Source organism: Fodinibacter luteus (assembly GCF_039541575.1).
In the GTDB taxonomy this organism is placed as follows: domain Bacteria; phylum Actinomycetota; class Actinomycetes; order Actinomycetales; family Dermatophilaceae; genus Fodinibacter; species Fodinibacter luteus.
In genome coordinates, this window is sequence record NZ_BAABGM010000007.1 from 50968 (window position 1) to 72356 (window position 21389).

The window sequence follows — 21389 nt, forward strand, 5'->3', positions numbered from 1 at the left end:
ATGTCGACCTCCTCGAGCGAGATCGGCTCCCGGCGGCTCGACCTGGCCGGCACCCGCGACTTCGCCGTCGCGGGTGCCGGCCCGGCACGACGGGACGCCCTCGCCGCCTTCAACCGGGCGTGGCTCGCAGAGGTCTGGGACACCGCGACCGGGGGGACGCGCATCGAGGGGGTCGCCCTCGCGGCCGTCGGCAGCATCGGGCGCGGGGACGCCGGGCCGCTCAGCGACTACGACCTCGTCCTCCTCCACTCCGAGCGCTCGCTCCCGGCGAGGGAGCTCACGGCGCTCGCCGACCGCATCTGGTACCCCATCTGGGATGCCGGGGTGCGCCTCGACCACAGCGTGCGCACCGTGACGCAGTGCCGCCAGGTGGCCGCCGCCGACCTCACCGCGGCGGTGGGGCTGCTCGACCTCGCCCCGCTCGCCGGTGACGAGCAGCTCGTCGCCGCGGCCCGCTCCACGGTCGCCCACGACTGGCGGGGCAACGCGCGCAAGCGCCTCCCGCAGCTCGTCGAGGCGGTGGCCGCCCGCCACCAGCGCCAGGGCGACCTCGCCCAGTCGATCGAGCCCGAGCTCAAGGAGGCCCACGGCGGCCTGCGGGACATGACGGTGCTCCGGGCCCTCGCGGAGGCGTGGCTCGCCGACCGGCCCCACGGCGGGGTGGATGCCGCGCACACCCTCCTCCTCGACGTCCGGGACGCCGTCCACGTCGTCACCGGTCGAGGGCGCGACCGGCTCGGCCGGGAGGACCACGACGCCGTCGCGGCGCTGCTCGGCCACCACGACGCCGACGACCTGCTCACCGCGGTCTCCCACGCCGGCCGGGTCGTCGCCTACGCCCTCGGCGGCACGCTGCGCCGCGCCGGGCAGTCCCAGCGGGCCCGCACCCTGCGGATCGGGCCGCGCCGGCCCCAGATGACCCCACTCGGGCACGGGCTGTTCGCCAGCGACGGCGAGGTCGTCCTCGGGTCCGCCCGCCTCGCGGCGTCGGACGCGGGGATGCCGTTGCGCGCCGGCGTCGTCGCGGCGCGGGCCGGGCTGCCCATCGCCCCGGCGACGCTGGACAACCTCGCCGCCCACGCCCCCGCGCCGAGCGACCCGTGGCCGGTGGGGCTGCGCGACCTCCTCGGCGACCTCCTCTCGGCCGGGCCCGGCCTGGTCACGGTGTGGGAAGGGCTGGACCAGGTCGGGATCATCGACGCGTGGGCGCCGGAGTGGGCCGCGGTGCGCTCGCGCCCCCAGCGCAGCGCCGTGCACCGGCACACCGTGGACCGTCACCTCGTCGAGGCGGTCGTGCGGGCCGCCGGCCTCGTGCGCCGCGTGTCGAGGCCGGACCTGCTGCTCGTCGCGGCCCTGCTGCACGACATCGGGAAGGTCCGCGGCGCGCACGACCACTCGGTGGCCGGGGCCGAGCTGACCCGCCGCATCGCGACCCGCTGGGGGTTCGGCGTCCACGACGTCGAGGTGCTCGTCACCCTCGTGCGCGAGCACCTCACCCTCATCGAGCTCGCGACCCGCCGCGACCACCAGGACCCGGCGACGGTCGACGCCGCCGTCGCCGCTGCCGGTGGCGACCGGGAGGTCTTCGAGATGCTCCTCGCCCTCACCGAGGCCGACGCGTCCGCGGCCGGTCCCGCGGCGTGGACCGACTGGCGGGCCACGCTCCTCGACCAGCTCGCCGTGGCCGTGCGCGACCGTCTCGACGGGCCCCCCCGGGTGGGCGTCCCGATCGGCGGGCAGGAGGCCCCCGGAGACGGTGCGGGCCTGCTCGACGCCACGGTCCTCGCCTCGGTGCGTGCCGGGGAGCCGAACGTTCGGGTCATCGCCACCGGTGGGTCGCACCGGCTCGACATCACCGACCTCGACCGCGTCGGGTTGTTCGCCGACACCGCGGGCCTGCTCGCGGCGGAGAGCCACACCGTGCGCACCGCGATTTTGCGCACGGTCGACGGCGTCGCGGTCAACGAGTGGCACGTCGAGTCGCCGAGCGGTGCCGTCCCCGACCCCGAACGGCTCGAGCGCGGCCTCGCTCGCCTCGCCCGGGGCGACCGGGGCCCCCTGACGACCCTCGACCGGCGCCGGGCCCACCTGCCGCGCCCGTCGGGGCGGTCCGCCCTCGGCAGCCCCGGTCAGGCCCGCGCCCTCGTCGTGCCCGGGGCGAGCAGCGACGCCACGGTGCTCGAGGTCCGCGCCCAGGACCGGCCCGGGCTCCTCCACGAGCTCGGCGCCGCCCTCGCCGACGCCGGGATCTCGGTGCGCTCGGCGCACATCGCGACGTACGCCGGGCAGACGCTCGACACCTTCTACCTCACCGGGGCGGACGGCCTGTCCCTCGCGCCGGCCCGGGTCGCACAGGCGGTGAGCATCATCATCGACACGTGCGACGGCATCTGACCCCGCGCCGCCACGCAGCGTCCGGCACCTCGGGGGCTGGGGGCCCCAACCTGCCGGACGCACCGCAGACCCGCGACGCAGCGTCCGGCACCTCGGGGGCTGGGGGCCCCAACCTGGCGGACGCACCGAGCACGGGTCGCGCACCGTTAGCCTTGTCCGGTGTTCACGAGCCTGTCCGACCGCCTGACCGAGACCTTCAAGAACCTGCGCAGCAAGGGGCGGCTGTCCGAGTCCGACGTCAACAAGACGATCCGCGACATCCGTCTCGCCCTCCTCGACGCCGACGTCGCGCTCCCGGTCGTCAAGGAGTTCACCCACGCCGTGCGCGAGCGGGCGCTCGGGGCCGAGGTCAGCGAGGCGCTCAACCCGGCCCAGCAGGTCGTCAAGATCGTCAACGACGAGCTCGTCGGCATCCTCGGTGGCGAGACCCGGACCCTGCGGTTCGCGAAGCAGCCGCCGACCGTCATCATGCTCGCCGGCCTCCAGGGGTCGGGCAAGACGACCCTCGCCGGCAAGCTCGCGCACTGGCTCAAGGACCAGGGCCACACCCCGGTGCTCGTCGCCGCCGACCTCCAGCGCCCGAACGCCGTCACCCAGCTCGAGGTCGTCGGCGAGCGCGCCGGGGTGCCGGTCTTCGCCCCCGAGCGGGGCAACGTCTTCGGCCACGACGTCGTCACGGCCACGGGGGAGGGCACCCGCAGCCACGGGGACCCGGTGGCCGTGTCCCGGGCCGGCCTCGAGCACGCCCGGCGCGCCCAGCACGACGTCGTCATCGTCGACACCGCGGGCCGGCTCGCGATCGACGCCGACCTCATGCATCAGGCGGCGGACATCCGCGCGGCGATCCAGCCCGACGAGGTCCTCTTCGTCATCGACGCGATGATCGGCCAGGCCGCCGTCGAGACCGCCCACGCGTTCCAGGAGGGTGTCGACGTCACCGGCGTCGTGCTCACCAAGCTCGACGGTGACGCCCGTGGCGGCGCCGCCCTGTCGGTCGCGTCGGTCACCGGGCGCCCGATCATGTTCGCGAGCACCGGCGAGGGCGTGAAGGACTTCGAGGTCTTCCACCCCGACCGGATGGCCTCGCGCATCCTCGACATGGGCGACGTGCTCACCCTCATCGAGCAGGCCGAGAAGGCCTTCGACCGCAGCCAGGCCGCCGAGATGGAGCGCAAGTTCCTCGCGGCCGAGGACTTCACCTTCGACGACTTCCTCCAGCAGATGGCCGCCATCAAGAAGATGGGGTCGCTGAAGTCGATCCTCGGCATGATGCCGGGCATGGGCCAGATGAAGGCGCAGATCGACGCCTTCGACGAGCGCGAGTTCGACCGCGTCGAGGCCATGGTCCGCTCGATGACCCCGTTCGAGCGCAACCACCCCAAGCAGATCAACGGCTCGCGCCGCGCCCGCATCGCCAAGGGCTCGGGCACGAGCACGTCCGAGGTCAACCAGCTCCTCGAGCGTTTCGGGGAGGCGCAGAAGATGATGAAGCAGCTCGCCCGAGGCGGCGGCCTGCCGGGGATGCCGGGGATGCCGGGTGGCGGCTCGGGCCCCGGGAAGCGCGGCCGCCAGCAGGCACCCCAGCGCCGGAAGTCGAAGTCGGGGAACCCGGCCAAGCGCGCAGCGGAGCAGCGAGCCGCAGCCCAGCGCCCGGCATCCTCCGCCGGCGCCTTCGGCACCGGCCCGGGCGCGGGGGCGCCGGGTGGGCTCGACCCGGCCGCGATCGACCCCGCCCAGCTGCCCAAGGGCTTCGAGAAGTTCCTCGGGCAGTGAGGCGCGCGGGCACCGGCACGCTGTGGACGACCGAGGTCGGCAGCGCCGGCCCCCGCGTCGCGTTCCTCCACGGCCTGTTCGGCCAGGGCCGCAACTGGACGCAGATCGCCAAGGCCCTCGCCGGCCCGGACGGCACGCACGCCCGCTGCCTCCTCGTCGACCTGCCCGACCACGGCCGCTCGCCGTGGACCGCCGAGTTCTCCTACGAGGGGTATGCCGGATCCGTCGCTGCCACGCTCGAGGCCGCGGCCCCCGGTGACCCATGGCTGCTCGTCGGCCACTCGCTCGGCGGCAAGGTCGCCATGGTGACGACCCTGACCCGGCCCGACCTCGTGCGCAGCCTCGTCGTCGTCGACATCGCCCCGAAGGACTACGGCGACCTCGACCGCTTCGTCCACTACATCGAGGCGATGCGCGCGCTGCCGCTCGACGAGCTGACCGGCCGCGCCGACGCCGAGGAGCGCTTCGCCCGCGTCGAGCCCGACCCCGGCGTGCGCGGCTTCCTCCTGCAGAACCTGCGCCGCCACGGCACGACGTGGTCGTGGCGGGCCAACCTCGAGCTGCTCGCGCGGGATGCCGCGCGCGGCCGGGAGTCACGGATCGCCGACTTCCCGCTGACCGGCGCCCCGCCGTACGAGGGCCCGGTCGTGTGGCTCGTCGGCGGCGACTCGGGGTACGTGCGCGACGAGGACACCGCCCAGATGCGCGAGCTGTTCCCCCGCGCCCGCCCGGTCGTCGTCAACGGCGTCGGCCACTGGGTGCACTCCGAGGCCCCCGAGGTCGTCAGCGAGACCCTGCGCCGGGTGCTGCGCTCGCTGCCGCCGGCCTGAGCCGCCGATAGGGTCGGGTCCATGGCTCAGGTGCTCCACCTCACCGGTCCCCTGCTCCTCGGACCCGACGACGTCCGTCCCGAGGCATGGGTCGTCGGCGGCCGGGTGACGTACGAGGCGCCCCGCGGCGACCACGACGTGACCACGGTGCCCGGCTGGGTGCTGCCCGGCCTCGTCGACGCCCACAGCCACATCGGTCTCGACGTCGGCGGGGCGACCGACGCGACGACGGCCGAGGCCCAGGCGCTCGCCGACCGCGCCGCCGGTGCCCTCCTCCTGCGCGACGCGGGCTCGCCGGCGGACACCCGCTGGGTCCAGGAGCGCGACGACCTGCCGCGGCTCGTGCGGTGCGGGCGCCACATCGCCCGCACCCGCCGGTACATCCGCAACTACGCCTGGGAGGTCGAGCCCGAGAAGCTCGTCGAGCAGGTGCGCCTCGAGGCCTGGTCCGGTGACGGCTGGGTCAAGCTCGTCGGCGACTGGATCGACCGCGACACCGGTGACCTCAGCCCGTGCTGGCCCGCCGACGTCCTCGTGGACGCCGTCGCGGCCGCCCACGAGGAGGGCGCCCGGGTCACCGCGCACTGCTTCGGCGAGCAGTCGCTGCGCGACCTCGCGGCGGCGGGCACCGACTGCGTCGAGCACGCGACCGGGCTCGAGCCCGACACGGTGGCGTCCTTCGCCGAGCGCGGCATCGCCATCGTCCCGACCCTCGTGAACATCGACACCTTCCCCGAGATCGCGGCCCCGGCCCGCGAGAAGTTCCCCCGCTACCACCGGCACATGCTCGACCTCCACGCCCGGCGCTACGAGACGGTCGCCGCGGCGCGCGACGCCGGCATCCCCGTCTACGTCGGCACGGATGCCGGGGGCTCGCTCCCGCACGGCCTCGTCGCCACCGAGGCCGCGCACCTCGCGCACGCGGGGTTCACGACGACCGAGGTGCTCGACGCGGCGTGCTGGCGGGCCCGCACGTGGCTCGGCTGGCGGGGGCCCGAGGAGGGGGCCGAGGCCGACCTCGTCCTCTACCCCGAGGACCCCCGCGAGGACCTCGCGGTGCTGGCCGCGCCCTCGCTCGTCGTGCTCCGCGGCATCCCGTACTCGCCCGGCAGCTGACCCGGCCCTCGCCGAGGGCGGGAAACGGTCGCTGGGACAGCCACCTCCGTACTCACGGCGGGGTGGGTCAGGCCGGCTCGGCGGCGCCGGTGCGCGCGTCGTCGACCGGCTGCGCGGCCCGCGGCTCGGCCCCGTGCTCGGCCCGCCGCGCCGCCCCCTGCTCGGCCTCGATGACGGCCAGCTCGCGCTCGAGGGCGAGCTCGCCGCGGTGGGCCCGCACCGACCACGCCACGGCCGCGACCCAGACGATCGCGAGCACGGCGTACACGACGTGGCGCGTCGCGTCGGGGGCGTCGACCCAGTCGCTGCGCAGCAGGGTGCGGGAGTTCGTGAGCACGATGACCCCCCCGACCGCCGAGCCGAGCACGCGAGGCGGGAGGTGCCGGACGAGCCAGGCGGCGATCGGTGCGGCGACGAGGCCCCCGGCGAGGAGGGCGAGCACCCACGCGACGTCGAGGCCGGCGGTCCCGAGCGCGAGGAGGAAGCCGACGCTCGCAGCGACCGACACCAGGAACTCGCTCGTGTCGATCGAGCCGATGACCCTGCGTGGCTCCAGGCGGCCGCTCGCGAGGATGGCGGGGGTGCCGACGGGGCCCCAGCCGCCGCCACCGGTGGCGTCGACGAAGCCGGCGACCAGGCCGAGGGGTGCGAGGAAGCGGCGGCGCAACGGCTGGCCGAGCCGGTCGCGGCGCAGCCCCCTCACCGTGAAGCGGGCCAGGACGTAGACGCCGAGGGCGAGCAGGACGAGCGACATCACCGGCGCCGCCACCGCCGTGTCGAGGCTGGAGAGGAACGTCGCCCCGGCGAAGGCACCGACCGCGCCCGGGATGCCGATCCTGGTCACGACCTGCCAGTCGACGTTGCCGAACCTCCAGTGCGAGGCGCCCGACGCCAGCGTCGTCCCGATCTCCGCGAGGTGGACCGTCGCCGAGGCGGCGGCCGGGTTCGTGCCGATCGCGAGGAGCAGCGTCGTCGAGGTGACGCCGTAGGCCATCCCGAGCGAGCCGTCGACAAGCTGGGCACCGAGCCCGACGAGGCCGAGCAGGACGAGCTGGCGCATGACGGCTCCTGGTGCGGTTCTCCGTGGGCGGGCACGCAGGAGTCTTCGGGAAGTTGACGTTATGGGTCAACAAACAGATGGTTATGTCTCGTATGATGGATGCCGGGGAGCCGCGTTCATGGGTCCGGATCGTCGCGTGGTCGGGGCACCCCCGGCGGTCTGGCAGAATGGACGGCTGTACCCGTCCGGTCGGCGCACTTGCGTGCCCGCCGGACCGGACGCCTACACCGAGCACCGGCACCCCGCGCGATTCCGTGCGCGGTCTCGCCGCGCTCACCACGAGAACACAGGGAGTGACCACCACCGTGGCCGTCAAGATCCGCCTCAAGCGCATGGGCAAGATCCGTGCACCGTTCTACCGCGTCGTCGTCATGGACTCGCGCACCAAGCGCGATGGCCGGGCCATCGAGGAGATCGGCAAGTACCACCCGACCGAGGAGCCCTCGCTCATCCAGATCGACAGCGAGCGCGCGCAGTACTGGCTCGGCAACGGTGCCCAGCCGACCGAGGCCGTCGCCGCCCTGCTGAAGATCACCGGCGACTGGCAGAAGTACAAGGGCGAGCCCGGCACCGAGGGCACCCTCAAGGTCAAGGCCCCCAAGCCCTCGAAGAGGGAGCTCTACGAGGCCGCCCTCGCCGCCGCCGGCAAGAGCACCGACGACACCTCTGGCGCGACCACCGCGAAGCGGCGCGCCCCCAAGAAGGCCGATGAGGCTGCCGCCGTCGAGGCACCTGCCGCCGAGGCTCCTGCTGCCGAGGCCCCTGCCGCCGACGCGCCGGTCGCCGCGGAGGCTCCGGCCGCCGAGGCCGCCGACGGCGAGAAGGCCTGACCGTGCTCGAGGAGGCTCTCGAGCACCTCGTGACGGGCATCGTCGACCACAAGGACGACGTCCAGGTACGCCACAAGGAGCTGCGCCGCGGTGAGGTCCTCGAGGTGCGCGTGCACCCCGACGACCTCGGCCGCGTCATCGGCCGCTCCGGGCGCACCGCCAGCGCGCTGCGCACCGTCATGGGTGCGCTCGCCGGCGGGCGCCAGGTGCGCATCGACATCGTAGACACCGACCGGGTCGGCTGACCCGAGTCCGACCGCGAGTACGGCGGGCCGCCCCACGCGGGCGGCCCGCCGTCGTCGTCTCCCGCACCGCCACGCCGCCGTTGGAGCGCGCGTTGAGCGCGCGTTGAGCGCCCTTCGTCATCCTGCTCGCACCAGGCCGGCCCACCGGGGGCCGCACGACCAGGAGGCCGACATGCCCGCACCCACCCGACCGTCAGGAGCACCCCACGCCCGAGCCGTGACCCGCCGCGTCCACGCCCTCGCCGCGGGCGCCGCAGCCCTTGCCCTCGTCGTCGCGATGATGCCCACGTCGAGCGCAGTCGCCTCGCCCCGCCAGGTCGACCCGCTCACCCTGACGCCCGCGCTGAACCCGACGTTCAGCTGGAGCTGTGCCGAGACCGGCTCGGGCATCACCTGCACCGGCGAGCGTCGCTCGACGTACGGGCCCGAGCCCGCGGGGTTCGACTGCGACGGGATGCCCGTGTACGTCACCGGTCGTGGAGACGACCGCATGACCCGGTGGCACACCGCCGACGGGCTCGCCACCCGGACCGTCGCCCAGCGGTCCTTCCCCGAGGACCGGCTGACGCTCTCCGCGGACGGGTCGGGACCGGCCGTCGTCTCGCGGCAGCACTGGACCCAGCACTACGACTACGGGACGCCGGGCGACGTCGGCACCCGGGTCCTCGTGGAGACCGGGCAGATCCTCATGGTCCACGGGCCCGGTGGTGCCGGGAAGGTGTACCAGGTGACCGGTCGCGCGGAGCTGGCACCGGGTGAGGACGTGTCGTTCGCCGGTCGTGACGACTTCCTCGCAGGGGTGGACTTCGTCGCGGAGGTCTGCGGCGCCCTCACGTGACCACACCAGGTGGCGGGGGCGCCGGGCGGGCCGTGCGCACAGCGGCCCGCCCGGCGTACATTCCGAGCGTGCGCCGGATCTTCGCACGCCTCTACGGAGGGGTGAGGGTCGAGGTCGACGGCTCCCCGGTCGACCTCGGTCCGCCGCGCCAGCGTGCGCTCCTCGCCCTCCTGCTCGGCCGCCCCGGACGCGTCGTCGACGTCGACCACATCGTGGTGGCGCTGTGGGGCGACGAGCCACCCCGGACGGCGCCGCACGCCGTGCAGGTCTACGTCTCCGACCTCCGGAGGGTCTTCCTCGAGACGTGCGGGCGACCCCTGGTGGTCACCCGACGGCCCGGCTACCTCCTCGACGTCGGCACCGACGAGGTGGACGCCGCTCTCGTCGAGGAAGCCCTCGAGGAGGCCGCTCGCCTCGACGCGGGCGGCGACCAGGACGCCGCGCTCGCGCGCATCCGGCCCGTGATCCCGCTGGTCGAGGGCGAACCCCTGACCGGCGTGCGGGAGGACGGAGTCCGCGCGGAGCTCGTGCCCGGGCTCACCCGCGTGCGCGTGCGGGTCTGGGGGCTGCTCGCCCGCTGTGCCCTGCGGGCCGGTGACCTCGACGACGCCGGCCGCGCGGCGGAGCGCGTCCTCGAGGCGGACCCCCACGACGAGGACGCGCACGCCGTGCTCATGGAGGCCACCTACCTGAGGGGCCGCACCGCCGAGGCGCTGCGACGCTTCGCGCGCGTGCGCAGGCTCCTCGCCGACGAGCTGGGTGTGGACCCGTCGCCCCGGCTCGTCCGCCTCCATGAACGGATCCTGCTCCACGACCCTTCCCTGGCCGCACCCCTCGGGGAGCTCTCGAGCCGCAACCCCTACAAGGGCCTGCGCCCGTTCACCGAGGCCGACGCGGGTGACTTCTTCGGTCGCGCGGCGCTGGCCGGCCAGGTTGCCGAACGCCTGGAGGGCGGGGCCAGGCTGCTCGTGCTCGTGGGGCCGTCCGGGAGCGGCAAGTCGAGCGTGCTGGCGGCCGGCATCGTGCCGCTGCTGCGCCGTGGCGCCGTCGCCGGGCTGGAGGGTTGCAGGGTCGTGACCCCCCCGCGGACGATGACCACGGAGGCGGACCTCCGGTCGGCGGTCGAGCCCCCGGGTGACGACGCGCACCCGGTCGTGCTCGTCCTCGACCACCTGGAGGACGTCCTCGACTCCGGCGACGGGGAAGCCGTGCTCACCTGGCTCGCCGAGGAGGTGGGAGGGGCCGGGCCGCTCCGGGTCCTCACCGCGCTGCGCGCCGACCGGTACGACCGGCCCCTGGGTCACCCGGCCTTCGCGAGCCTCTTCGGGGATGCGGTGGTCAACCTCGTGCCGATGACGCCCGCCGAGCTCGAACAGGCCGTCCGTGCGCCCGCCGCGAGGGTGGGCAGGGACGTCGAGCCGGCGCTGCTCGCCGAGCTCATCGGTGACACGGTCGCGCAGCCCGCGGTGCTCCCCCTGCTGCAGTTCACCCTCACCGAGGTCTTCGAGCACAGCGCGGGCGCGACGCTGACTCTCGCGGCCTACCGCGCGCTGGGCGGGGTGCGGGCCGCCCTCGCCCGACGAGCGGACGAGCTCCGGCACGAGGTCGGCGCCGACGGGGAGGGGCTGCTGGCCCAGGCGCTCCTGCGGATGACGGACGTCGACGACACCGGTCGGTGCCACCGCCGTGTCGTCCGGGTGGACGAGGTGGCGCTGGTCGCCGGGGAGGAGGTCGTCGTCGGGGGAGTCCTCGGCCGGCTCAACGACCTGCGCCTCGTGACCTACGACCGGGACGCTGCCGGGGGAGGGACGATCGAGCTCTCCCACGATGCGCTCCTCACGGAGTGGCCGTGGCTGCGCGAGCTCGTCGACCGGCACCGCACGACGATCCGGCGCCACCGCGCCTTCGTGGCGGCTCTCGACGCCTGGGAGGCGACCGGGCGCGATCCCGCCTACCTGCTCACCGGCCCCCGCCTCGCCGAGGCCCGCTCCTGGGAGTCCTCCGGCGTGCTCTCGCTGACGCCCCGCGAAGGTGCTTACCTCGATGCCGGGCTCGAGGTGGCGCACCTCGAGGAGCAGCGCAGCAGGGAGCGTGCGCTCCGCGAGGACCGGCTCGAGCGGAGGTCGAGGCATCGGCTCGTGCTGCTGGCCGCCGCAGGGGTCGCCCTCGTGGCCTCTGTCGTCGCCGCCGTGGCGTTCGCCCGCGCCGGCCCGACGCGCGTCGCCCTCGTCCTGAACGACGTCGACGCACGGCGCGACGTCCTCGTGCAGAGGGGCGTCGACGACGCGGCCGGCCTCGCAGACCTGAGAGTCGTCAGAAGTCGGATGGGTGAGCCCGACGACGCCCTGCTCGGCCGGGCCGCCGAAGGGTCCGACCTCGTGGTCACGTCGGCAGTCGCCGCCGACGTCCCCTCCGCTGCCCGTGCTCGTCCGGGCACGTGGTTCGTGGCGGTGGAGGATACCGGGGCCGGCCCGAACGTCACGAACCTCGTCTTCGCCGACCAGCAGTCGGCCTTCCTCGCGGGAGCGGCTGCCGCCTTGACGACGCGGACCGGCCACGTCGGCTTCGTCGGCGGCGTCGACGTCGACGTCCTGCGACGGTTCGAGGCGGGGTTCGTCGCCGGCGTCGCGGCGGCCGACCCGTCGGTGCGGGTCGACGTCGTCTACGGGTCGGTGGCCCCCGACTTCTCCGGGTTCGTGCGTCCCGCGGTCATCGCCTCAGCGGCCGAGCGGATGCTCGCAGACGGGGCGGACGTGTTGTACGTGCCCGCCGGGTCAGCCCAGGTCGGTGGCCTGCAGGCGGTGGCTCGGGCGGCCGCCGGGGGCCGCGAGGTGTGGGCCATCGGGGCCGACGAGGACATGGCGCTCGACGAGGACTGGCAGTTCACCGAGCGCGACGGCACCCGCGTCCTCACGTCGACGGTCAAGCGCTTCGACGTGGCCGTCCGTGACGCCGTCCGCGACTTCGCGCTCGGGCGCCTGAGCGCCGGTGACCGGGTCACAGACCTCGCCACGGGAGGGCTCTCGCTCGCGACGACCGGGGGTCACCTCGCTCCCCACCTGAGCCGCCTCGCCGCTCTCCAGGGCGACGTCGTCGCCGGCCGGGTCGTCGTGCCGTGCGTTCCGGATGGCCTGGACGGTGCGGCGGCCGAGGCAGCGGCCGCGGGGCCGGGGTGCCCGGCACCCTGAGAGGATGGCGCGGTGAGCGCCAGTACCGTCATCGCGAGGATCGGCCGCCCCCACGGGCTGCGTGGTGAGGTCACCGTGCAGCTGCACACCGACGAGCCGGAGCGGCGCCTCGCCCTCGGGGCGGTCCTCGGCACCGAGGCGACGCCGGGCTCGGGCGTCCCGCGCGTCCTCACCGTGCGCTCCACGCGCGTGCACCGCGGCATCTGGCTCGTCGGGTTCGAGGAGGTCCCCGACCGCACGGGCGCCGAGTCGCTGCGCGGCACCCGCCTCGTCGTCGACGCCCTCGACGCGTCGCCCGCCGACGACGACGAGGACGTCTGGACCGAGGACCAGCTGCGTGGCCTCGCGGTCGTCGACCCCGGGGGCGCCCGGCTCGGCGAGGTGGCGGGGCTCGAGCTCGGGGCCGCCCAGGACCGGCTCGTCGTCCTGCTGCCCGACGGTCGCCGGGCCCGGGTGCCGTTCGTCGCGGCCCTCGTCCCCGAGGTCGACGTCGAGGGCGGCCGGGTCGTCGTCGACGCGCCGCCCGGCCTGCTCGACCTCGGGGAGTGACCGGGGTGCGCCTCGACGTCGTCACCATCTTCCCCGACTACCTCGCCCCGCTCGACCTCTCCCTCATCGGGAAGGCGAGGCGCGACGGCATCCTCGACGTCCGCGTCCACGACCTGCGCGACTTCGCCCACGACCGGCACCGCAGCGTCGACGACAGCCCGTTCGGGGGCGGGGCCGGCATGGTGATGACTCCGGGGCCGTGGGCGGCGGCGCTCGACCACGTCGTGGCGTCCGGACCCACAGAGGATGCCGTCGTGCCGCACCTCGTCGTGCCCGGCCCGGGAGGTGTGCCGTTCACCCAGGCGCTGGCCCGGCGGCTGGCCGCCGAGCCGTGGCTCGCGTTCGCGTGCGGGCGCTACGAGGGGATCGACGAGCGCGTCTACGAGCACGCACAGGAGCGGATGCCGGTCACCGTCGTCTCGCTCGGGGACTACGTCCTCAACGGTGGGGAGGTCGCCGTCCTGGCGATGGTCGAGGCGGTCGGTCGGCTGCTGCCGGGAGTCGTCGGCAACGCCGAGTCGCTCGTGGAGGAGTCCCACGAGGGCGGGCTGCTCGAGTACCCCGTGTACACCCGGCCGGCCCGCTGGGAGGACGGCGGGATCCTGCGGGAGGTGCCGCCCGTCCTGCTCTCCGGCGACCACGCGGCCATCGCCGCCTGGCGCCACGAGCAGCGGGTCGCGCGCACGGCCGCCCGGCGACCCGACCTGCTGCCGGCATCCGCGACCACCGGTGCCCTCGAGGATCTGGACGTGCGGGTGGCGGTCCCCGCCGACGCCGCCGAGCTGCTCGTCCTCCAGCGCGCCTGCTGGGTCCGGGAGGGTCTGGCGGCGCGGGGGCGGTGGGTGGTGCCCCCGCTCGCCGAGGAGCACGCCGACGTCGTCGCCGGGCTCGGGGAGTGGACGACGTGGGTCGCGCGGGTGCGCTCGGGCGAGGGCGCCCCGGCGCGGCTCGTCGGGGCCGTGCGGGGACGTCCGAGCCCGGGGGACCCCGCGACGTGGGAGGTCGGGCGGCTCATGGTGGCGCCGGACCTGCAGGGCCGGGGTCTCGGGCGGGCCCTGCTCGAGCTCGCCGAGTCGCACGCGCCGGAGGGCACGACCGGGTACCGGCTGACGACCGGCGTGCTCGAGGACGGCAACCAGCGGTTCTACCGGCGTGCGGGCTACCGGATAGCCCCGGGGGAGCCGACGTACCCGGGCGCCGTCGACCTGGTCAAGCGCCGCCGCCGCTGAACCCCAACTTTCCCGCCCGGTGCGACAACCCTCAGGTTGGCACCGGATCATGAGGGGTGTTCACCTGAGGCTTCCCGTGCGAACCGGCCGCTCAGGGCTGGAGCGAGGTGCGGAGGTCGGCCGGCAGCAGCAGGGCCCGCCCGATGAGGCGTTCGGCCACGACGGCGGTGGTCGTCTGCGCGGCCATGATCCCCATGAGCACGAGCACCTGGGCCGCCGCGGCCTGTGCCGGGGAGCCGCCACCGAGCAGCACCCCGATGAACGCGCCGGGCAGCGTGACGACGCCTGCCGTGCGCACCTGGTCCAGGCCCGGGATGAGCGCCTCGGGCACCCGGCGGTGCACCACCTCGTCGACCGCCTGCGCCCGGGTCAGCCCGAGCGAGAGGGCTGCCTCGTACTGGCCCTTCTCCTCGCGCAGCGCGGCGAACGCCCGCCGGCAGGCCAGCGTGTGGCCGTTCATCGTGTTGCCGGCGAGGATGCCGACGACCGGCACGAGCGCGGCCCCGGTCGGCGGCACGGTGCGGGTGAGCAGGATGATCGTGACGACCGGCACGAGGCCGGCGAGCATCGCGACGGTGGCCCAGGGCCATGCCCCCGGAGCCTCCACCCGCCGCACCGTCGTCACGACGGCGACGACGAACATGAACGCGAGGAGAAGCAGCGACAGTGCGAGCGAGCGGATGACCGCCGCGATGACGAGGGCGGCGATGCTCAGCTGGACGATGGCCCGGGCGGCGGCGAACAGCGTCGAGCCCGGGCGGGGCAGCCGGCCGACGAGGTACATCGTGACGGTGAGGGCCAGGAGCAGCGCCACGGCGAGGGCGACGGGCAGCCCGGGGTCGATCGTCACGCGCACACCGTATGCCGTGACGAAGTCGGGTGCTCAGGTGGTTGCCCTGGCGACCACCTGGGCACCCGACTCGAGGAGAGCGGGACGCGAGGCGCGCGCCGAGCGGGCGTCACGGCATCCGCGATTTCGCCCGGTCCGGCCACCTCTGGCAGACTGGGTCGCTGCGTCCCGTCGACTCGACGGCCCCCGCCACGGGGGGAGTGCCGAAGGACCCGTCCGACCGGCATGCGGCCCGACGGGCGCGCCCACCGAACCAGCAGCACCGATCACCCGCGGATGACCTGTGGCAGCCCGCGAGAAAGCGACATCCGTCATGCAGCGCTTCGACGAGCTCGACCAGGCGTCGATCAAGACCGACATCCCGCCCTTCCGGGCCGGCGACACCGTCAACGTCCACGTCAAGGTCGTCGAGGGCACCCGCTCGCGCATCCAGGTGTTCAAGGGCGTCGTCATCCGCCGCCACGGCGGCGGCGTCGGTGAGACCTTCACCGTCCGCAAGGTGTCCTTCGGCGTCGGGGTGGAGCGCACCTTCCCGCTCCACACCCCGATCATCGACCACATCGAGGTCGTCACCCGTGGTGACGTACGCCGGGCGAAGTTGTACTACCTGCGCGACCTGCGCGGCAAGGCCGCCAAGATCAAGGAGAAGCGCGAGACCCCGGTCCACCGCTGACGACGGATCCGTGCGGGGCTCCCACCCGGGCCGACTAGGCTCCACCGGGTGACCGCACGCCCCGACGCCGACCCGGCACCGGCCACCCGCCCGGCCGTCGCCGGGTCGAGTCGTCCCCGGCCGCCGGTCGTCGTGCTCCTCGCGGCCGCCGTCGTGCTCACGGCCCTCGTCCAGGCGTTCGTCGTCCAGTCCTACTTCGTCCCCACGGCCGCGCTGTCCCCGGCCCTCGAACCAGGAGACCGTGTCCTCGTGTGGAAGGTCGGTCCGGCCGCGAACCCCGGTGACGTCGTCGTCGTCGACACGACGCAGACCGCCGCGGTCGACCGGTCGACCCCGGTCGACGACGGCCTCGCCGGTGCGGTCCTGACCCCGCTCGCCCGCGTCTTCGGTGTCGAGCTCGGACGGCAGGACCGCCTCGCCGTCGTCGCCACCTCGTCGGCCGACGAGGTGGTGCTCACGGCCCCGGTCGCCAGGACCGTGCCGCGCGAGGACGTCGTCGGCACCGCCGTGGTGCGGGTCTGGCCGCTCGACCGGCTGGGCCGCGTGGCGGGGGTCACGCCGTGAGCGCCGCGGAGGCCGACCCCGTGGCCGAGGGACAGCCCGTACCCGGAAGGTCCCGGGGCGCGTTCGGCGTGCTCGGTGCGGCCGTGCGTGAGGTGTTCGTCGTCGTCGCGATGGCCCTCGTCCTCTCGTTCGTCGTCAAGACGTGGCTGCTCCAGGCCTTCTTCATCCCGTCCGGCTCGATGGAGGACACCCTCCTCGTCGGCGACCGCGTCATCGTCTCGAAGCTCACGCCCGGCCCGGTCGACCTCGACCGCGGGGACGTCGTCGTCTTCCGCGACCCGGGCGGGTGGCTCGACGTCGCCCCACCCGTCGAGCGGGCCGGGCTCTCCGGCGCCCTGCACGACGCCCTGACCTTCGTCGGCCTGCTCCCGGCCGAGTCCGAGGACCACCTCATCAAGCGTGTCATCGGGCTGCCGGGCGACCACGTCGTGTGCTGCACGGAGGACCGCCGGCTCATGGTCAACGACGTCGAGCTCGCCGAGCCCTACCTCAAGCCCGGTGACCTCCCGAGCGCCCTCAACTTCGACATCACCGTTCCCGACGGTCACCTGTGGGTCATGGGCGACCACCGCTCCGACTCCGAGGACTCGCGCTTCCACGACCCGTCGGCCGACGGCACCGACGGCTCGGTTCCCGTCGACTCGGTGACGGGGCGCGCCGTGGCCGTCGTGTGGCCGCTCGACCGCGCCGGCTGGCTGTCCGACTTCCCGAAGACCTTCGCGGCGGTGCCGGACGGGGGCGGTTCCTCGTGAGCCCCGCCGGGTCTCGTCGCCCGAGCCTGCGGGTCGAACGGGCGCTGCAGCGGGACGGGCACCGGGTCCTCGCCGGCATGGACGAGGTCGGCCGGGGGGCGCTCGCCGGGCCCGTCACGGTCGGGGTCGTCGTCATCGACGAGACGTGCCGCAGTGCGCCCCAGGGTGTCAAGGACTCCAAGCTGCTCGCCCCCCACGCCCGCGTCGCGATGGTGCCGCGCATCCAGCGCTGGGCCGTCGCCCACGGCGTGGGCCACGCGAGCGCGGCCGAGATCGACGAGATCGGCATCATCGCCGCGCTGCGCCTGGCCGGCTGCCGCGCGCTGGCCGCGACCGGCATCCGACCGGACCTCGTCATCCTCGACGGCAACCACGACTGGCTCACCGCCCCCGAGGACATCGGGCTGCTCGCCTTCGCCCACGACGACCCCGTGGAGACCCCTCCGGTCACGACGATGGTCAAGGCCGACCTCCGGTGCTCGTCGGTGGCCGCCGCGAGCGTGCTCGCGAAGGTGACCCGCGACGCGATGATGGTGCAGTGGGGCGCGGCGGAGCAGTACGCCGCGTACGGCTGGGTCGAGAACAAGGGGTATGCCGCGCCCGAGCACCTCGACGCCCTGCGCCACCTGGGTCCGTGCGAGCTGCACCGGCGGTCGTGGCGGCTGCCGGGCGGGGTGGACGATGATGGCGACCCCGCGGTCGGCTGCGATCAGCCGTACCCGACCGCACCGACCGACCTGACGCGAGTGGGAGAGCGATGAGCTCGGAGGACCTCGAGAAGTACGAGAGCGCAGCGGAGCTCGCCCTGTACCGCGAGTACCGCGACGTCGTCGGTCTGTTCAGCCACGTCGTCGAGACCGAGCGGCGGTTCTACCTGTGCAACAGCGTCGACGTCAAGGTGCGCAGCGACGGCGGTGAGGTGTTCTTCGACGTCACGATGCACGACGCCTGGGTCTGGGACATCTACCGCCCGGCCCGCTTCGCCAAGACCGTGCGGGTCGTGACCTTCAAGGACGTCAACGTCGAGGAGCTCGCCAAGAGCGACCTCGAGCTGCCCAAGGGCGACTTCTGACGTAGGCCACGCACGGGGGGCGTTTGTCCACAGGGATGCCGTGGCGCGCGCCGCGTCCACAGGTCCGGCCACGCGTTCGCCTCCGGCCGTCGGCACGGCTTGGCTGGCGGCATGACGAGCACCGAGGCACCGACGACAGCCGACCCACCGGAGCCTTCGGGCCGGGCGGGACCGCGCGCCGCCTTCGGCCGCTACGGCGAGGACCTCGCCGTGCGCTACCTGCGCGAGCGGGGGATGGAGGTCCTCGAGCGCAACTGGCGCTGCGAGCACGGCGAGGTCGACATCCTCGCGCGGGACGGGGGTTGCCTCGTCATCTGCGAGGTCAAGACCCGGCGCTCCTCGGCGTTCGGGGAGCCCGTCGAGGCGGTGACCGCCGCCAAGGCGGCCCGCCTGCGCCGGCTCGCGGCGGCCTACCTCGGCAGCGCTCGCGCGCGGTCCGCTGTCCGGGTGGACCGGGTGCGCGTCGACGTGCTCGGCATCCTCTGCCGGCCGGGGGAGCCGGCGGTCGTGCGTCACGTCGAGGGGGTCGGGTCGTGACTCTCGGGCTGGGGCTGACCCGGTCCGTCGCCCTGTGCGGGCTCGAGGGGGTGCTCGTCGACGTCGAGGCGCACATCGCCCAGGGGCTGCCGCACTTCGCGATCGGCGGGCTGCCCGACCCGGCCTGCGCCCAGGCGCCCGACCGGGTGCGTCCCGCCGCCGCGACGAGCGGGGTGCCCGTGCCGCCGCACCGGGTCACGGTCAACCTGTCGCCGGCCTCCATCCCGAAGCGGGGAGCATGCTTCGACCTGTCCATCGCGGTCGCGGTGCTGTCGGCGGCCGGGCTCGTGCGGGGTGGCACGGCGAGGGACGTCGTGCACCTCGGTGAGCTGGCCCTCGACGGCCGGGTGCGGGGCGTGCGCGGCATCCTGCCCGCAGTGCTCGCCGCCTCGCGGGCCGGGGTCCGGCACGTCGTCGTCCCCCTGGAGAACGTCGGCGAGGCCCAGCTCGTCGACGACGTCGTCGTGCACGGAGCCGCGACCCTGCGTGACGTCGTCGACTGGTACGCGGCCGCCGCGCACGGCGCCCCGTTGCCGGTCGCGCCGGCGCCGGCCTCCGTCCCCGCGGCCCGGCGGTCCGGGGCCGATCTCGCGGACGTCGTCGGCCAGCCCGAGGCCCGCCTCGCGCTCGAGCTCGCCGCGACCGGCGGGCACCACCTGCTCATGTCGGGCCCGCCGGGGGTCGGGAAGACGATGCTCGCCGAGCGGCTCGTCACGGTGCTGCCGCCGCTGAGCCGGGAGGAGGCCCTGGAGACCCATGCGATCCGCTCGCTGACGGGGCAGATCGGCGAGGTCGTCGACCTCGACCGCACCCCGCCGTTCGTCGCCCCCCACCACAGCTCCTCGCTCGCCGCGATCGCGGGTGGTGGGACGGGCGTCGCCCTTCCCGGCGCGATCTCGCGGGCGCACCGTGGCGTCCTCTTCCTGGACGAGGCACCGGAGTTCAAGGGCTCGGTGCTCCAGACGCTCCGCCAGCCCCTCGAGTCCGGGGAGGTCGTCATCGCCCGGTCGCGGCAGGTCGTGCGCTACCCGGCGCGGTTCCTCCTCGTCCTCGCGGCCAACCCGTGCCCGTGCGGCCGGTCCTACGGCAAGGGCCTGGACTGCACGTGCCGACCGATGGAGATCCGCTCCTACGCCGGGCGGATGTCGGGTCCGCTCCTCGACCGGGTCGACCTCCAGGTGCACGTGCCGCCGGTGCAGCGGGCGGCCTTCGGCGATGCGACGGGGGAGTCCAGCGCGGTCGTGGCCGTGCGGGTCGCCACGGCACGGGAGGCTCAGCGCGAGCGGTGGTCGCCGGCGGGGTGGGCGCTCAACGGCCTCGTGCCCGGGCACGTCCTGCGCAGGCCCCCCTACCGACTGCCCGGGTCGGCGACGGCGATGCTCGACCGCAGCCTCGACCTGGGGCGGGTGACCCTGCGCGGGTACGACCGGGTGCTGCGCGTCGCCTGGTCGGCCGCCGACCTGTGCGGCCGCGAGGTGCCCGGGCCTGAGGAGGTGGCGATGGGCCTGGCCCTGCGCAGTGGTGAGCTGGTGGCGGCGTGACGTCGGGGGCGCCGGGCGGGCTCCCGGCTCCGGGAACACGAGGTGATGCTCCCCGGCGCGGGCGGGCGCCTCGAGGGCGGGAGGGCGACGAGCGGTGGGCCCGGGTCGCGTGGTCCTTCCTCGGCGAGCCCAAGGACCCCGAGCTGGGCCGGCTCATCGGCGAGCTCGGCGCCGTCGAGACGCTCGCCCGGCTGCGGGAGGGTCGGCTGTCCGACCGGATGGGGTGGGGCGCACGCCTGCCCGACCTCGACGTCGACGGGCTCGCGCACGTGGTCGCGTACCGGCGCCTGCACGTCCTCGTGCCGGGCGACCCGGGCTGGCCCGACGGGGTCGACCGGCTCGAGCAGCCCCCCTACTGCCTCTACGTGCGGGGAGAACCCGACCTGGCCGGGCTCGTCGACCGCGGGGTCGCGGTCGTCGGGTCCCGAGCGGCCACCGAGTACGGGCTGCGCGTCGCGGCCGACCTCGCCGAGGGGCTGGCCTCCCGGGGCTTCACGGTCATCAGCGGAGCGGCCTACGGCATCGACTCGGCGGCGCACCGGGCGTCCCTCGCCGTGGGTGGGAGCACGGTCGCGGTGCTCGCGTGCGGGGCCGACCGCGCGTACCCGTCGGTCCACCGCACGATGCTCGACGAGATCGCGCGCACCGCCGCGGTCGTGAGCGAGGTGCCGCCCGGGTGCGCTCCGTACCGGTCGCGCTTCCTCGCCCGCAACCGGGTCATCGCCACCCTCGCCCGGGCGACGGTCGTCGTCGAGGCCAACCTGCGGTCGGGCTCGCTCACGACGGCGAAGGCGGCCCGGGAGCACCACCTGCCGGTCGGGGCGGTGCCCGGTCCCGTGACGAGCATGGCCTCGGCCGGCTGCCACGCCCTCGTCCGGGACACGGATGCCGTCCTCGTCACCGATGCGGCGGAGGTCGCCGAGCTGGCTGCCCGGATCGGCGAGCACCTCCTGCCGGGGCTCGAGGACGCCGGCCGGCTCCGGAGGCCGGCCGACGACCTCGACCCGACCTCGTACGCCGTGTGGTCGGCCGTGCCGGTGCGCGGCGGCGTGACGGCCGAGCGGCTCGCGGCGGCCTCGGGGGTCGAGCCCCGACGGCTCGTCGCGATCCTCGGGGCGCTCGAGGTCCGAGGGCTGGTCCGGCGCGAGGCGGGCCGGTGGCGCAAGGCGGGACAGGCCACCGGCGCACCCGCCGGGTGACGGCGGCGGGCGCCGTGGCCTGAACCGGGTCCAACCCCGTCGTCGGGAACCGGGTCCCGACCCCCGGCGTCGCGAACGAGGTCACTGTCGTCGCGAACGACGTGACGTCCCGTCCCGTCCGCCTCTGCGGTTCCGCCTCGTCGCGCCTG

Annotated in this window: 20 protein-coding genes; 18 read left to right on the forward strand and 2 right to left on the reverse strand. The window is 75.0% G+C overall.

Translation table 11 applies throughout. The features are described 5' to 3' along the window. From ABD899_RS05235 to ABD899_RS05250, 4 genes are all read left to right on the forward strand, one after another. Entirely contained in the window at nt 1-2394 is a 2394-nt protein-coding gene (locus ABD899_RS05235; RefSeq protein ID WP_345203139.1) for a [protein-PII] uridylyltransferase, read from the forward strand. A gap of 159 nt (nt 2395-2553) precedes the next feature. Further along, nucleotides 2554-4167: a signal recognition particle protein gene (gene ffh / locus ABD899_RS05240; protein ID WP_345203141.1), complete on the forward strand. Its 1614-nt coding sequence runs from the start codon at nt 2554-2556 to the stop codon at nt 4165-4167. Further along, nucleotides 4164-4997 (forward strand): alpha/beta fold hydrolase, encoded by an 834-nt coding sequence (locus ABD899_RS05245; RefSeq protein ID WP_345203143.1) that lies wholly within the window; start codon nt 4164-4166, stop codon nt 4995-4997. Before ffh ends, ABD899_RS05245 begins: the two co-directional genes overlap by 4 nt. A gap of 21 nt (nt 4998-5018) precedes the next feature. After that, nucleotides 5019-6113, forward strand: a complete 1095-nt coding sequence (locus tag ABD899_RS05250; protein ID WP_345203146.1) for an amidohydrolase family protein — start codon at nt 5019-5021, stop codon at nt 6111-6113. Between the two features lie 67 nt (nt 6114-6180). Here the strand turns inward: ABD899_RS05250 and ABD899_RS05255 are convergent, their stop codons facing one another. After that, nucleotides 6181-7173: a sulfite exporter TauE/SafE family protein gene (locus ABD899_RS05255; protein ID WP_345203148.1), complete on the reverse strand. Its 993-nt coding sequence runs from the start codon at nt 7171-7173 to the stop codon at nt 6181-6183. Nucleotides 7174-7478: 305 nt separating this feature from the next. Between ABD899_RS05255 and rpsP the strand changes: the two genes are divergently transcribed. The 6 genes from rpsP to trmD all read left to right on the forward strand — a co-directional run bounded on the left by rpsP (nt 7479) and on the right by trmD (nt 14052). Next, nucleotides 7479-8003 (forward strand): 30S ribosomal protein S16, encoded by a 525-nt coding sequence (gene rpsP / locus ABD899_RS05260; protein ID WP_345203469.1) that lies wholly within the window; start codon nt 7479-7481, stop codon nt 8001-8003. A 2-nt stretch (nt 8004-8005) separates the two neighbouring features. Beyond that, on the forward strand, nt 8006-8248 hold the full coding sequence (locus ABD899_RS05265) for an RNA-binding protein (protein ID WP_345203151.1): 243 nt from the start codon (nt 8006-8008) through the stop codon (nt 8246-8248). Between the two features lie 172 nt (nt 8249-8420). Continuing rightward, nucleotides 8421-9086 (forward strand): hypothetical protein, encoded by a 666-nt coding sequence (locus tag ABD899_RS05270; protein ID WP_345203153.1) that lies wholly within the window; start codon nt 8421-8423, stop codon nt 9084-9086. Nucleotides 9087-9154: 68 nt separating this feature from the next. Next, nucleotides 9155-12274 (forward strand): nSTAND1 domain-containing NTPase, encoded by a 3120-nt coding sequence (locus ABD899_RS05275; RefSeq protein WP_345203155.1) that lies wholly within the window; start codon nt 9155-9157, stop codon nt 12272-12274. A gap of 12 nt (nt 12275-12286) precedes the next feature. After that, entirely contained in the window at nt 12287-12823 is a 537-nt protein-coding gene (gene rimM, locus ABD899_RS05280; RefSeq protein ID WP_345203157.1) for a ribosome maturation factor RimM, read from the forward strand. 5 nt (nt 12824-12828) lie between these two features. Then, nucleotides 12829-14052, forward strand: coding sequence for a tRNA (guanosine(37)-N1)-methyltransferase TrmD (gene trmD / locus ABD899_RS05285; protein ID WP_345203471.1), 1224 nt, complete (start codon nt 12829-12831; stop codon nt 14050-14052). Between the two features lie 91 nt (nt 14053-14143). On the opposite strand, the gene ABD899_RS05290 is transcribed toward trmD, so the two are convergent. Continuing rightward, a complete protein-coding gene (locus tag ABD899_RS05290; RefSeq protein WP_345203160.1) occupies nt 14144-14902 on the reverse strand; it encodes an ABC transporter permease in 759 nt (252 codons plus the stop codon). A 313-nt stretch (nt 14903-15215) separates the two neighbouring features. Between ABD899_RS05290 and rplS the strand changes: the two genes are divergently transcribed. The 8 genes from rplS (at nt 15216) to dprA (ending at nt 21240) form a co-directional block, all read left to right on the forward strand. Beyond that, entirely contained in the window at nt 15216-15575 is a 360-nt protein-coding gene (rplS, locus tag ABD899_RS05295; RefSeq protein ID WP_345203163.1) for a 50S ribosomal protein L19, read from the forward strand. 48 nt (nt 15576-15623) lie between these two features. Beyond that, nucleotides 15624-16139: a S26 family signal peptidase gene (locus tag ABD899_RS05300; protein ID WP_345203165.1), complete on the forward strand. Its 516-nt coding sequence runs from the start codon at nt 15624-15626 to the stop codon at nt 16137-16139. Beyond that, nucleotides 16136-16891, forward strand: a complete 756-nt coding sequence (lepB, locus tag ABD899_RS05305; RefSeq protein ID WP_345203167.1) for a signal peptidase I — start codon at nt 16136-16138, stop codon at nt 16889-16891. The genes ABD899_RS05300 and lepB overlap by 4 nt, the downstream gene beginning before the upstream one ends. Then, nucleotides 16888-17652, forward strand: coding sequence for a ribonuclease HII (gene rnhB / locus ABD899_RS05310; RefSeq protein WP_345203170.1), 765 nt, complete (start codon nt 16888-16890; stop codon nt 17650-17652). Before lepB ends, rnhB begins: the two co-directional genes overlap by 4 nt. Beyond that, nucleotides 17649-17963, forward strand: a complete 315-nt coding sequence (locus ABD899_RS05315; protein WP_345203173.1) for a DUF2469 domain-containing protein — start codon at nt 17649-17651, stop codon at nt 17961-17963. The genes rnhB and ABD899_RS05315 overlap by 4 nt, the downstream gene beginning before the upstream one ends. Nucleotides 17964-18074: 111 nt before the next feature. Further along, nucleotides 18075-18500, forward strand: a complete 426-nt coding sequence (locus ABD899_RS05320; protein ID WP_345203175.1) for a YraN family protein — start codon at nt 18075-18077, stop codon at nt 18498-18500. After that, a complete protein-coding gene (locus ABD899_RS05325) occupies nt 18497-20041 on the forward strand; it encodes a YifB family Mg chelatase-like AAA ATPase (protein ID WP_345203177.1) in 1545 nt (514 codons plus the stop codon). The genes ABD899_RS05320 and ABD899_RS05325 overlap by 4 nt, the downstream gene beginning before the upstream one ends. Continuing rightward, nucleotides 20038-21240 (forward strand): DNA-processing protein DprA, encoded by a 1203-nt coding sequence (dprA, locus tag ABD899_RS05330; RefSeq protein ID WP_345203180.1) that lies wholly within the window; start codon nt 20038-20040, stop codon nt 21238-21240. The genes ABD899_RS05325 and dprA overlap by 4 nt, the downstream gene beginning before the upstream one ends. The last annotated feature ends 149 nt before the right edge of the window (nt 21241-21389 follow it).

Excerpts from the sequence above, each read along its gene's own strand:
- ABD899_RS05235 (WP_345203139.1), top strand. The coding sequence starts at position 1 with ATGTCGACCTCCTCGAGCGAGATCGGCTCCCGGCGGCTCGACCTGGCC.
- ABD899_RS05250 (WP_345203146.1), top strand. The coding sequence starts at position 5,019 with ATGGCTCAGGTGCTCCACCTCACCGGTCCCCTGCTCCTCGGACCCGAC.
- ABD899_RS05255 (WP_345203148.1), bottom strand. The coding sequence starts at position 7,173 with ATGCGCCAGCTCGTCCTGCTCGGCCTCGTCGGGCTCGGTGCCCAGCTT.
- ABD899_RS05270 (WP_345203153.1), top strand. The coding sequence starts at position 8,421 with ATGCCCGCACCCACCCGACCGTCAGGAGCACCCCACGCCCGAGCCGTG.
- rplS (WP_345203163.1), top strand. The coding sequence starts at position 15,216 with ATGCAGCGCTTCGACGAGCTCGACCAGGCGTCGATCAAGACCGACATC.
- ABD899_RS05315 (WP_345203173.1), top strand. The coding sequence starts at position 17,649 with ATGAGCTCGGAGGACCTCGAGAAGTACGAGAGCGCAGCGGAGCTCGCC.
- ABD899_RS05320 (WP_345203175.1), top strand. The coding sequence starts at position 18,075 with ATGACGAGCACCGAGGCACCGACGACAGCCGACCCACCGGAGCCTTCG.